The following is a 269-nucleotide window of genomic DNA, read 5'->3' on the forward strand; positions in this document are numbered from 1 at the left end:
CTTCATGTGGGACTCGGCACATTCCGCCCGGCCAGTGCGGATGATGTGGAAGAGCATAACATGCACGCGGAATTTTATGAAATGACGGAAGAAACCGCCGCCTCTTTAAACGAGGTCAGAAAGGCGGGAGGGCGCATCGTGTCGGTCGGGACGACATCAACGCGCACCCTGGAAACCATTGCCGGCGAGCATGACGGCGTATTTACCGCTTCAAGCGGCTGGACGTCCATCTTCATTTATCCGGGATATGAATTTAAAGCGATTGACGG

At 54.6% G+C, this 269-nt stretch carries 1 protein-coding gene; it reads left to right on the forward strand.

Features of this window, described 5'->3' with window-relative positions; all coding sequences use genetic code 11:
* Positions 1-269: S-adenosylmethionine:tRNA ribosyltransferase-isomerase (locus SB658_RS24310; protein ID WP_410602923.1), on the forward strand; the 269-nt coding region annotated here is incomplete at both ends.

The sequence above is a fragment of the Bacillus sp. SIMBA_008 genome, from assembly GCF_046535495.1.
GTDB classification, from domain to species: Bacteria; Bacillota; Bacilli; order Bacillales; family Bacillaceae; genus Bacillus; species Bacillus subtilis.